Source organism: cf. Phormidesmis sp. LEGE 11477 (assembly GCF_015207105.1).
Classification (GTDB): Bacteria; Cyanobacteriota; Cyanobacteriia; order Phormidesmidales; family Phormidesmidaceae; genus Phormidesmis.
On sequence record NZ_JADEXO010000151.1, the window covers coordinates 1 to 11,762 of the forward strand.

The following is an 11,762-nucleotide window of genomic DNA, read 5'->3' on the forward strand; positions in this document are numbered from 1 at the left end:
CACATGATCTTAGAGATTTGTCGCTTTCTCAGTCAGCGACTGCGGCAAACCGATCACTACCGCTCAGAAAATATTCCTAGCATTCGATGACCAGTATTTGAAGACTAGTGCTCTGTCCCATCTCCCACTACCCCATTCCCCAACTGAGCCCTAGCCCTCAGCTTGAAACTTGACGCGCTACAGCAGGCCGCTAAACATGAACACTATTCCGGCGCTGCCATACGATTACCCGCTGCCGACTTCACTAGATCATCTAGCGCTGGTGATTATCGACATGCAGCGCGATTTTCTAGAGCCAGGTGGCTTTGGTGAGGCGCTAGGCAATGACGTCAGCCAGCTTCAGGCGATTGTGCCGCAGCTAGAAACGCTTTTGCAAACCTTTCGTGAGCTAGATCTGCCGATCATTCATACCCAAGAATGCCACGAGCCCAATCTCTCTGACTGCCCAAACTCTAAGTTAAAACGAGGAAATGCCAATCTGAGAATTGGCGATCGCAGCGCTATGGGCCGCATCCTAGTGCGGGGTGAACCTGGCAACGCCATCATTCCAGCGCTGGCTCCTCGCCCGCATGAAATTGTCGTTCACAAACCCGGAAAAGGGGCTTTCTACAACACGCCTCTGTCGTCCATATTGCAGAAGTACGAGATTACCCATCTGCTAATTACAGGCGTCACCACCGAGGTCTGCGTTCAATCCACCATGCGCGAGGCCAATGATCGCGGCTACGAATGCCTGCTAGTAGAAGACTGCACTGCCAGTTATTTCTCAGCGTTCAAAGCAGCCACTATTGAAATGCTGCGGGCCCAAGGCGGCATTATCGGCTGGACCTCGACGGCGGACAAGATTTGCCAAAAGCTGTCAAAAGCCCTTAGCTAGCGATGCTTGACTCTACAGTGCTATGCACTTCCTAGAATCATGCCTGTGCGAGCCGGGATGTCTAGCATAGCGGTGCGATCGCCTAGCCATTCCACAGTGCCTTCCCCGTACAGGACTTTGCCGCTTTCCACTGCCATATCCGCTAGGCGCACCTGCACAGCCGCTTCGCCCGTATTCACGGCCACAACAATCATCTCTTTTTCTAAGATTCTAGAAAAGACATAGCAGTTCCCTTCTGCTGCTAGCGTTTGATATTTGCCCGTTCGCAGGGCCGGATGCGCGTGCCTTAGTGCAATTAGCGCTTTGTGCGTTTTCAACACCTGCTGATTCCACGAGGCTTGCTCGGGGAAAACCCGGCGACAGTCAGGGTCTAGTTTGCCAGGTAGGCCCACCTCGTCCCCGTAGTAGATGCTGGGAGCGCCTGGAAAAGTCAATAGCAGCAGAGTCGCTAATAGAAAGCTAGTCACATCTTCGCTCGCGACACTGAGCGCTCTGGCAATATCGTGACTAGAGAGCAGATTGAGCTGGGTTTGCTGTATTTCCCAATCGTATAAATTTAGCAGCGCTTCAATTTTCTCTGCATAGCCTTTGGCATCTAGAGCGGGATAAGGGCTGTAAGAGACGCTCTCAACGATTGGCATCGACACTCTATCTTTGGCCGTAAATGCGATCGCCGGCCCGGTAAACAGATAGTTCATCACCCCGTCGAACTGATCGCCCTGGAGCCATTCGCTCGCATCCGTCCACACTTCACCGACGATATACGCTTCTGGATTAATCGCCTTGACTCGCGAGCGAAACTCCACCCAAAAGCCTTCCGTTTTCACATCAAAAGGCACATCCAGCCGCCAGCCGTCTATCCCCTGTTCGATCCAATACTCTCCAATCCGCATAATGTATTCTCTAGCCTGCGGATTATCGTGATTGAACTCGGGCAGTGCCCGGTTGTCCCACCAGCCTTCATAGTTAGCTGGCCGATCGCCATCGTAGGCAGACAGCGGCCAGCCCTCCACCCTAAACCAGTCTAGCCAAGGAGAATGAGGGCCATTTTCGAGGATATCGTTGAAATAAAAGAACCCTCGGCTAGCGTGGTTAAACACGCCATCTAGCACAACTTTTAGATTGCGATCGTGCGCTGCCTCTAGCAGATCAAAGAAGGCTTCGTTGCCCCCTAGCAGCGGATCGATCTGGTAGTAATCGTGGGTATGGTAGCGATGATTGCAGGCCGATTGAAAGATAGGCGTGAAGTAGATAGCCGTGACGCCCAGGCTCTGGATGTAGTCTAGCCGTTCGGCAACGCCCCAAAGATCGCCCCCCTTGTAGCCCTGAATAGTAGGGGCGCTGTCCCAGTCTTCTAGCGGCACCTGCATGGCTGGGGGTAAGTCAGTGCGGGTAGTGCGGGCAAAGCGGTCGGGGAAGATCTGGTAGAAAACAGCGTGTTTAACCCAGTCTGGCGTTTGAATTGGCATTTTGCGTTTTGAGTCAGGTGTTCTAGAGCGATCGCTAGCCTTGGACGGATCTCTCTGTCGAAAACTATTGAAAACGTCCGAGGCGAACCAAGCTATAGCTTAAAGGATCGCATCGACAGCGGCTGATCAATAGGAGGCAAGTTGAACCTAGACGGATTTAGCTGATGACTTGGCTAATAACTTGGCTGGCGTTGCCATAGCGGGCGATCGCACCGTTGCCTTCCTGCCAGGCCCAGAGCTGATCGCCTGCCGAAAAGTGCCACCATTCTTTGGGATGCTGTCTAAACCCGGCGTTTGTCATGATCTCTGCTAGCAAGCTGCGGTGATAGTGGGCCTTTTGCAGCACCGTCTCGTCACTATCGGCAAAGTGATTGGGATAAGAGCGCGGTGAGATCTCGTCGATAGGTGAGCCCATATCGACCGCTTTACCAGCGGCGTCTGTCAGGGTGAGATCGATCGCGCCACCAGTGCTGTGAGGCGGCGGCGTGTTGGGGTTCGCGCTTGGAACGGCCCAGAATTCTAGGACTTTGGCATGGAGGTGCGATCGCGCCTCGTCACTCAAATCATCAGGATCTAACCCGGCTGCGCGTGCTAGCTGAGCAAACGTATAGTCCACCATGAATTGCTGTACGGCAATCGGACGATAGGCATCAAAAATTTGCAAATGCCATCCAGGATGTTGAGCACTCAAGGCTGCTTGAGCCTGTAAAAGTTTTTGCATTACCCCTGTGCGTAAAAAGTAGGGCGAATAGTCGCCATAGGGCGCACCCAGAGACTGATAGGGATGCGGAGAAACCACGGTGAACTGCTCAAGTGGAATCGCAGCAATCGGTTCTTTGCAATCTTGTATTGGGATCGTTTGGTAGGGTTTCACTTTGAGGTGAGGCTCTTTAGAGGGAGTCTGTGCCTAAACTGCCGCGACTAGAGACTGCTGACGCACGTAGGCCACAAAATTGCCCAAGATCTGTAGGCCAGCATCAGAAGACTTCTCTGGGTGAAACTGTAGCGCCATCAAGTTGCCTTTGCTAACCGCAGCGGTGACTGTCTGAGTGCCGTGGGTAATCGTAGCCGCGTTGATACTAGGATCGCTAGGCGCAGCGTAGTAAGAATGGACAAAGTAAACCCACGCGCTAGGGGGAATATCTTGCAAGATCGGACAGTCTTGCTGGATTAGATCGAGCTGATTCCAACCCATGTGAGGGATGGTGATGCCAGGTTCTGGCTTGAACTTGCGAATGGCACCTGGCAGAACGCCTAGGCCAGCTTCACTGCCTTCTTCGCTGCTTTCAAACAAAACCTGCAAGCCGACGCAGATGCCCAAGAATGGTTTGCCGCTGTTGGCGATTCGGCGAATGGGTTCGATCAGGTGGCGCGATCGCAAATGCTGCATTGCTGGATCAAAAGCACCTACACCTGGTAAGACGACGCCATCAGCCTTCTCTATCTCAGCCACAGAATCGGTAATCAGGGTCGTGGCTCCCGCCGCTTGCAGTCCTTTACAAGCAGAATGGAGATTACCCATGTCATAGTCAATTACAGCAATAGTCGTCACGGCGAATGCTAACCTCGATTGATTGGGGGTGGCGTTTGTGAAGGGCGTCTATGGACGTTTATAAGCGAACTCTAGAACTCTAGAATTATAGAAGGCATTGTCTCTACCTGCTGCCAACGACTGCACCAACTTATCAGCCATTCATGAGTATTTCTACACCTGAGCGCGAATCTGCTGATTGCGAACCTGCTGATATTTTGATTACGTCCTTTGTCCCCTGGCTAGCTCACCAAAAGTCCAACTCATCGGACGATCTGATCGCTATGATTCAAAGCCAGCACAAATTACCTGTCAATAGCGTCTGGCTACGGCATGTTCCTGTTTGCTTTGATCTAGCCCCGGCACTGGTGATTCCTGAGCTTCAGCGGCTGCGTCCTCGGGTCGTCGTTTGCTGTGGCATGGCCGAAAATAGACCCTGCCTCTCCGTCGAGAAACAGGCAGTAGGAAAGGAACAAACCTTGCAGACTGCTGTAGATGTGCAAACTCTACTCGAAAATACCTTACAGAGCGAAGTGAGCTACGATGCCGGGCGATACGTTTGCAACCATCTGTACTATCAGGTATTAGCAGCTATTGAGGCGGCCAAGCTCGATACGATTGCTATTTTCGTGCATGTGCCGATCTTGACCGACGAAAATAGAGCGGTGATGCTGAGTGACTTTTTGCAGATAGCCTCAGCGCTGTTGCGGCAGACACAAATGACACAAATAGAGTGAAACGCAGAGGCGATCGCATTACTTATTGCATCGACCGACGTATCGAACCGCCTGAGCTGAATTGCCGTTCATAGTAATAACTTCGTGGGTCTCTAGCTCAAGGCAGTCAAATCCACCCATTAGCTGAGTAAAATAGCCAAGATCGTGGTGACGCACGGTACCGCCATCCGCTAAATCAAACACGCCGTACTGCCCATAGCGTTTGTAGCCATCTTTATATCTATCTAAGTAGCTAGCAGACCACTGCAACGGTAGATCGCTGACAAAAAGACAGCCACCCGGCTTTAACACCCGTTTGAGTTCGCTCATGATCTGCCGCTGTTCTAAATCGAAGGGAACAGAGGTCAGCAGCGTCACGATGATCGCCACGTCAAAAGTATTGTCATCCCAGCCCAGCTCGCTGCGGCAGTTTTGAAATTCGCACTCGGGCGCGTTTTTCTTAGCCTGCTCTAGCATGGCCGGGGAGGTATCTGTAGCCGCTACCACAAAGCCCAAATCGCTAAGATAGCGAGCCAGGCGACCGTATCCACAGCCCATATCCAAAACCCTTGCACCTTTTGGAAAGTGCCGTTCAATCACGGCCTGAGGAATGGGATGGCTGAATTCTTTGGAGGTAGCGCTCTCGTCCCAGTACTTAATCAGTTCAGATGAACTTGGAATGGTCTTGGTCATTTCTAAATTTGCTCCCACATGACTTTTAAGCCATCGGGCAAAAAGCTAGCAATTTCTTTATTTCTTTCAGGAGAAAGCTCTTCTCTAACTGCCGAGAATACGGCAATGACGGCTGATTCTGGTGAAACGTTTTTAGGAACGCCCCCCTCCTGGCGGATGCGTCGCAAGAAGGTCTCTGTATCAATCTTTAAAGGCGGTCTTAGCTTGGATAGGGCAGCGACAATAGGATTGTCATCTTTCCAAAGCAGGGCAATTTTCTCGTCGGTAAAGTCTGATTCTGTGCGATCGGCCAAGTCGGTACTCATCAGATCCCGTAGCGATCGCAGCACCACGATAGTGATATCCCTTGCATCATAGATATCAGGAATGCTAGAGCGCTGCATCACCTTCTCTAAAAAGGCTTGTTCGTTAGGGCTAACTTTTCTTGCAGGCATAATATAATCGCCTCTTTATCTACTCGCAACGTTCGTATCATACTGCGATTCCTATGCTAAGACGCCATTCACCACTAGCTGCTGAAACATTTTGATTAGAGCAGCATCAACTGAACGATAATTCATACCTAGTTCTTCAATACTTTTTTGAGTATCCAGCCGCAGCGGATAGCCTATATTGCGTCCAATAAAGAGCCTGGTGGAGCCTTCTTTCACAAAAGGTCCTACCATCCAAGCGATAAATTTAGGCACTGTGCGTTCAGGAAAAGGATAAGTCTTGCCAAAATGTCGCTGTAGAATTTTAGAGAATTCCATTAGGCTAGTGTCGCGCGCAGAGATAATGTATCGTCCTTCTGCAGACGGTAGAAACCCTGCTCTAAGATGTGCCTCAGCGACATCTCGAACATCGACAGCTCCAAACTCATAGGCCAAACCGCCCATTTTCATAGTGCCATCGCCTAGCTGTCTAACCAAGGCAAACGATTCCGAAGTTGCAAAGGGATTTATCCCAGGCCCGATTACTAGTGACGGATTTATCGAGATCAAGTCCCAACGATCTTGACGCTCAGCAATTCTCCAAGCCTCTCGTTCCGCAATAGTTTTAGAGTAGGCGTATGGCTGATGATGTGGCGATGAGCTACTGTTCCAGTTCGCTTCAGTTAATTGAGAGAGATTAGACCTTTCAAGATCAATATTGTCGCCATAAATCGCCGCGCAGCTACTAGTGACGACAACTCGTCTTACAGAATCAGTGCGAGAAGCCTGCATAAGAACGTTGCGCGTACCGATACAAGCAGGTTCAAGTAAGTCTGTTTGAGGATTGTCAACCGACAGCTTAAACGGTGAGGCAGTATGAAAAACAACTGAACAACCTTATATCCAGTGGCACCCGTAACTAATACCGGAGCAGAGGTATCGTAGGCAATGTTTTCCACAAAAGATTCCTCAAAGCGATTCCGTCATTCATCTTATCGGGTGCTAGAAGAAACCTCTCATATGAGCTGATCTACAGATCAAGCGACTATATACTAAAGAAGATTTTCTCAAAGCAAACACTTACTGGCGGATATCTCTATGGCTGGTGCTGTATCCTATCGCTGCGATCTAGGCAATTCTCAGGAACTCTACCTCAGCAATCAAGGTATTCTGACGACCGTGACAATTTATACGGGCAGTGCGGGGCAGCAGCAGCAAAGCAGCCAGGCTGTTGCGACTGGGGAGTGGAAGGCTTCCCCACAGATCTATCGATTAGGCGGTGGCTACGTTGCGACCGTTTTCGCAGAGCAGACTTTCTATCTGTCAATTCAGGGAAATCAGATGCAGATGAGTTCTGGAGCGAGCGGAGAAGGGACTGCCCAGCAAATCAGACAGCTAGAGCCGCTGCCAATGCAGCCTGCTGAGTCACCGTCTGTCTCAACTATGAAACCGATGACGCCGATGCAGCCCATGACTATGACGATGGGAGACATGAGCATGAGTATGGGAGAGATGCGGATGGGGAATATGAGTATGGGTACTCAAGCTAGCTCGTCGCAGGCCAGTTCGCAGCGTAGCTCTACGGCAGCAAGCCAACCAGCGGAAGAACAGGCAGCAGCAGCTCAGTCGGGGCAAAAAAAGTTTTGTTCGCAGTGTGGGGCGGCAGTAAGAGTGGGCGATCGCTTTTGCGCTCAGTGTGGCACCCAGCTCACCAATACTCCGTCTGCGTGAGGTTAGATCTATGCTGGCGAAGCGTTCATCTTCTAGAATTGCGAAGAACAAAAGGGCTGCTTTCGCCTCGTTCTTGTAGGAACAGAACAGAGGAATAAAATAGTAGAGAGCTAAGATAGATGTAAGCAACAGTAAGGTCTTGCCTAGCCAGCTCAGTACCTGTCGCTAGGTAGCTCAATGCTCATACAAGTTCCCTCGTTTATTGCAGACTGACAAGCTAGCTTGCCACCATGCTGTTTGACAACAATTTGATAAGCAATAGAAAGTCCTAGACCAGTGCCTTGTCCGATAGGTTTAGCTGTAAAGAAAGGGTCAAATATCTTAGGTCGAACCTCTGGGGCAATGCCGTTAGCGTTGTCTGCAATACATATACGAATTTTCCCGTGCTTTAGCGTCTTCGTAGTAATTACAATCTTGTTGGGTCGCTGATCTTGCTCTTTATGTGTTTTTTCTTCTAGCGCGTCGATTGCGTTGCTAACTATGTTTAAGAAAGCTTGGTTCAAGGCACCGGCATAACACATGATGTCGGGAATATCTAAATCATACTGCCGCTCAACTAAGATACCTGGCTGATTCTCCACTGGGTTCAAACGATATTCTAACAAGCCTAATGTGCTCTCTAAGCCATTATGGATGCTGGCACATTTGTATTCGGCTTCGTTGTATCGAGAGAATTCGTGAAGCGATCGCACAATTCTATTAATCCTATGAACACCTTGGGTCATAGAGTTGATGACCATGACACAGTCATTTTTTAGAAAGTCTATATCTAGCGTCTGTAGCTTCTGTTCAATGAGCGGTGTGCTGTTTGGATATTCGCTCTGGTATGCCTCCACTAGACTCAGTAAGTCAGTTACATAGGACTGAGCGTGTCCAAGATTGCTATAGATAAATGTAGCCGGATTGTTGATCTCGTGAGCAACGCCAGCTACTATCTGACCCAGTCCGGTCATCTTTTCTGCGTGAATCAATTGAATCTGGGTCTCTTTCAAAGATTCCAGCGTGTTTTCTAGTTCCAAATTTGTCTGGCGTAGGGCGCATGTTCTTTCTTCAACTGTTGCTTCTAGCTGATGATTCAAGTTTTGAAGCTTAGCTTCTGCTCGGTGTTGAGCGATCGCGCCGCCTAAACTGCCCGCCATGGCTCGTAGCGTTTCTAATTCAGTCTCATTCCATTCATGCGCGCTATGACACTGGTCGAACCCTACAAACCCCCAGAGCTGAGCTTGAATGAAGATAGGGACAACCAAAATAGATAGAATACCTTGAGGCTCAAGAACACAGCGTTCCTCAGGCGGAAAATCTTTAACCAGACCCACAATAGGGTGATGATTGGAAAGTTTGCGATACCACCGTGGCAGAGACTCACTATAAAGAAGGTTTTGTAGGTCTGGGTTGTCAATTTCTGGGACGATATCTGGCGCGGTCCATTCCCATCGCTGACTCATTGCCGGCTCACTGTTGTCTGGGTGGGAATGCGTCTCAAATATGTAGATGCGATCGACCTGAATCGCTGCGCCTAGAATAGCCAAGGCTTCATCCACAGCCTGCCGATAGTCCTGTGTAGTCAGCAGTCGATTAGTTGCTGAAGCGACGCCTTTTAATAGCTGTTTGTAAAGGGTGAGCTCATCTAGTAATGACGGCTGTATGCTGGCCGAACTTTCAAAAGAGAGCATTGTTACAAGGAAAAGAAGTGAGGAGACTTGTTTTTAGGTTACCCAGTAAGATTCACTCGGTAAGACTTATAGACCCAGTAGGGCTTACTTCCAGTAGGACTTATAGAGTAGGGGGGCAGGCTGCTCACACACCGTAGAGGATAGCGTTGGCTGACAGCATCGCCGTAGCAAAGTCATCGGCTAGCGGTCAATTCTGTCCACTCACCTACACAAATCAACAAGCGGTGATGTAAAGTCACAGATCATCATGTTTGTCTGTAACTAAATTATTGAATGCTATGTCCTTGATTCGTCATTGGAAAAAATTTCTAGCGCTGGCTCTAGTCGGTTTATTCTCAAGCTGGCTGATCAGCTGTGGTAACGGGGCTAGTACCGCTGAAAATTCTTCGGGTAAAGCCGAAGTCGAATTTTGGACGATGCAGCTTTCACCTAAGTTTGACGACTATTTCAACGAGCTGATTGCGGAGTTTGAAGCTGAGAATCCCGATACGGCTGTGAAATGGATCGACGTGCCCTGGTCAGATATGGAGACGAAGATCCTGGCGGCAGTGGCAGCGAACAACGCACCAGACGTGGTGAATTTGAATCCTAATTTTGCCTCTCAGCTGGCGGCAAGAGGAGCTTGGCTAACGCTAGACGACAAGCTTTCTGAGGCGGAAAAAGCGGTTTATTTGCCGAAGATCTTTGAAGCGACTCAAATTAATGGCGAGAGCTTTGGCTTCCCGTGGTATCTGACGGCTAGAGTGACGCTTTATAACAGTGAAATCTTTGAAGAGGCAGGTATTGCAGAGCCGCCAGCTACTTTTTCCGAACTGGCTGAGACGGCTAGAACAATTAAAGATGAAACTGGCAAGTACGCTTTCTTCATTAGCTTTGTGCCTGAGGACGCAGCAGACGTACTGCAGTCGTTTGTGCAAATGGGGGTGCCTCTGGTCGATGACGAGGGGAACGCGGCGTTCAATACGCCTGAAGGCACAGCGGTATTTCAGTACTGGACGGATCTGTATCAAGATGAGCTGCTGCCGCGCGAGGTGCTAACGCAAGGACATGCTCAGGCAACTCAGCTATATCAGTCAGGGCAGACGGCCATTTTGACATCGGGGGCGGAGACGTTGAGCGCGATCGCAACCAACGCACCAGACATTGCCGCTGCGACCAAAGCCGCTCCCCAAATTAGCGGCGTTACCGGCAGAAAGAACGTAGCCGCAATGGACTTAGTTATTCCTAGATCGACAGACGTGGAGGAAGCAGCGCTTAAGTTTGCGACCTTCGTCACCAATGACGAAAATCAGCTTACCTTCGCCAAGGCAGCTAACGTCCTGCCTTCTACAGTGGGCGCTATGTCTGATAGCTACTTTACGGACTTGCCAGCAGACGCTTCTCCAGTAGAGATCGCTCGCTCTGTGAGTGCTAGCCAGCTAGAGGATGCCGCCGTGCTGATTCCAGCGATGGAAGATGTGAAGGTGTTGCAGAAGGTGATTTATGACAATTTGCAGGCAGCGATGCTAGGCGATAAGAGCGTGGATGAAGCGGTAGCCGATGCGGCGGCAGAGTGGGATGGAAGGTGAAGGGAATGATGAACGATGAACGATGAACGATGAATGATGAACGATGAATCGATTTGCCGCTTGGTTGGGGATAGTGATGGTGCTAGGATGCTCAGCTCAAGAGGGTTCTGAGGGAGTATCTGGTGCTGGAAAAACGCTAGTGACGCAGGCGGATTGTGAGCGGCAGATGGGATTTTTCTTTGTGGAAGGCGGAGAGTTTTTGCGAGGGAGCGATCGCGCTCAAAAAGACTACGCCTACCGCATCAGCGCTGAGGGCTTTGCCGACTCAGCCGATGAGATTGCCACAGCAGAGACCGGCTATCGGCGTCGCGGCTGGTTTGACCGGGAGCCAGACGAACAGACGGTCAACTTGCCTGCCTTTTGCCTAGCTCAGAATCTGATTACCAATGAAGACTATCAAGTCTTTGTTCAGGGCACTGGTCACGAGCAGCCAGGTATTTCAGCCGCAGCCTATCAGACGCAAGGCTTCCTAGTGCATGACTACAGCGAAGTAGAGCCCTATCTTTGGCAAGACGAACAGTATCCAGACGGGCAAGGACAGCATCCGGCGGTGCTGATCTCCTATGAAGATGCGCTGGCCTATGCAGAGTGGCGATCGCAACAAGACGGTGTCACCTACCGACTGCCCACGGCTCTAGAGTGGGAGAAGGCAGCTAGAGGCACAGACGGGCGCTATTTCCCTTGGGGTAACGAATGGCGAGATCAGGCGACGAACTGGGCAAAAAATGGCCCTGAAGGAACCAGTGCGATCGCCGCCTACCCAGACAGCCGCAGTCCTTATGGCATCGAAGATATGGCGGGCAACGTTTTTGAATACACCAGCACGCTGGTTGAAAAATCCAACGGCGAAACGGAGGTCTTGCTCAAGGGCTGCGGCTGGGATGACTACCCAGGATTTTGCCGCGCCGCCTATCAGCACGATCGCCCCACAGATGCAAAACATATTCTCTTCGGCTTTCGCCTAGTCGCAGAAATAGAATGAACCCGAACAAAGTAGCGATAGCATAAGGCGAAACAGAAGATTCACCAAAACCCTCTAATGGCTTCCTCCTCCAATTCTGCGCCTTCCACTTCTCACTCCCCCACTCCCTCAC

11 protein-coding genes and 1 pseudogene are annotated in these 11,762 nt (G+C 50.4%); 5 read left to right on the forward strand and 7 right to left on the reverse strand.

Annotated elements, in window-relative coordinates; translation table 11 throughout:
- Window positions 1–196: 196 nt before the first annotated feature.
- Window positions 197–877: a cysteine hydrolase family protein gene (locus tag IQ256_RS26020; RefSeq protein WP_193858611.1), complete on the forward strand. Its 681-nt coding sequence runs from the start codon at window positions 197–199 to the stop codon at window positions 875–877.
- A gap of 20 nt (window positions 878–897) precedes the next feature.
- Here the strand turns inward: IQ256_RS26020 and IQ256_RS26025 are convergent, their stop codons facing one another.
- From IQ256_RS26025 to hisH, 3 genes are all read right to left on the reverse strand, one after another.
- Window positions 898–2,346: a glycoside hydrolase family 13 protein gene (locus IQ256_RS26025; protein ID WP_193858612.1), complete on the reverse strand. Its 1,449-nt coding sequence runs from the start codon at window positions 2,344–2,346 to the stop codon at window positions 898–900.
- A 157-nt stretch (window positions 2,347–2,503) separates the two neighbouring features.
- The gene (locus IQ256_RS26030) at window positions 2,504–3,220 is read right to left on the reverse strand and encodes a M15 family metallopeptidase (RefSeq protein WP_193858613.1); all 717 of its coding nucleotides are present in this window, start codon (window positions 3,218–3,220) and stop codon (window positions 2,504–2,506) included.
- Window positions 3,221–3,253: 33 nt separating this feature from the next.
- Window positions 3,254–3,898 carry an imidazole glycerol phosphate synthase subunit HisH gene (hisH, locus tag IQ256_RS26035; protein ID WP_193858614.1) on the reverse strand — a complete coding sequence of 215 codons (645 nt, stop codon included), beginning with the start codon at window positions 3,896–3,898 and terminating at the stop codon, window positions 3,254–3,256.
- Window positions 3,899–4,041: 143 nt separating this feature from the next.
- Between hisH and IQ256_RS26040 the strand changes: the two genes are divergently transcribed.
- Window positions 4,042–4,614: a peptidase C15 gene (locus IQ256_RS26040; protein WP_193858615.1), complete on the forward strand. Its 573-nt coding sequence runs from the start codon at window positions 4,042–4,044 to the stop codon at window positions 4,612–4,614.
- 18 nt (window positions 4,615–4,632) lie between these two features.
- Here the strand turns inward: IQ256_RS26040 and IQ256_RS26045 are convergent, their stop codons facing one another.
- The 3 genes and pseudogenes from IQ256_RS26045 to IQ256_RS26055 all read right to left on the reverse strand — a co-directional run.
- Entirely contained in the window at window positions 4,633–5,286 is a 654-nt protein-coding gene (locus tag IQ256_RS26045; protein WP_193858616.1) for a class I SAM-dependent methyltransferase, read from the reverse strand.
- A 2-nt stretch (window positions 5,287–5,288) separates the two neighbouring features.
- Entirely contained in the window at window positions 5,289–5,720 is a 432-nt protein-coding gene (locus IQ256_RS26050; protein ID WP_193858617.1) for a DUF2267 domain-containing protein, read from the reverse strand.
- 51 nt (window positions 5,721–5,771) lie between these two features.
- Window positions 5,772–6,581: pseudogene (locus IQ256_RS26055) on the reverse strand (NAD-dependent epimerase/dehydratase family protein); the annotation flags it as partial.
- A 213-nt stretch (window positions 6,582–6,794) separates the two neighbouring features.
- Here IQ256_RS26055 and IQ256_RS26060 point away from each other — a divergent pair.
- On the forward strand, window positions 6,795–7,427 hold the full coding sequence (locus tag IQ256_RS26060; RefSeq protein ID WP_193858618.1) for a zinc ribbon domain-containing protein: 633 nt from the start codon (window positions 6,795–6,797) through the stop codon (window positions 7,425–7,427).
- A 152-nt stretch (window positions 7,428–7,579) separates the two neighbouring features.
- On the opposite strand, the gene IQ256_RS26065 is transcribed toward IQ256_RS26060, so the two are convergent.
- Window positions 7,580–9,100 (reverse strand): ATP-binding protein, encoded by a 1,521-nt coding sequence (locus IQ256_RS26065; RefSeq protein ID WP_193858619.1) that lies wholly within the window; start codon window positions 9,098–9,100, stop codon window positions 7,580–7,582.
- A gap of 278 nt (window positions 9,101–9,378) precedes the next feature.
- Between IQ256_RS26065 and IQ256_RS26070 the strand changes: the two genes are divergently transcribed.
- Both IQ256_RS26070 and IQ256_RS26075 read left to right on the forward strand, forming a co-directional pair.
- A complete protein-coding gene (locus IQ256_RS26070) occupies window positions 9,379–10,668 on the forward strand; it encodes an ABC transporter substrate-binding protein (RefSeq protein WP_193858620.1) in 1,290 nt (429 codons plus the stop codon).
- 43 nt (window positions 10,669–10,711) lie between these two features.
- A complete protein-coding gene (locus IQ256_RS26075; RefSeq protein ID WP_228025292.1) occupies window positions 10,712–11,650 on the forward strand; it encodes an SUMF1/EgtB/PvdO family nonheme iron enzyme in 939 nt (312 codons plus the stop codon).
- Window positions 11,651–11,762 lie beyond the last annotated feature (112 nt).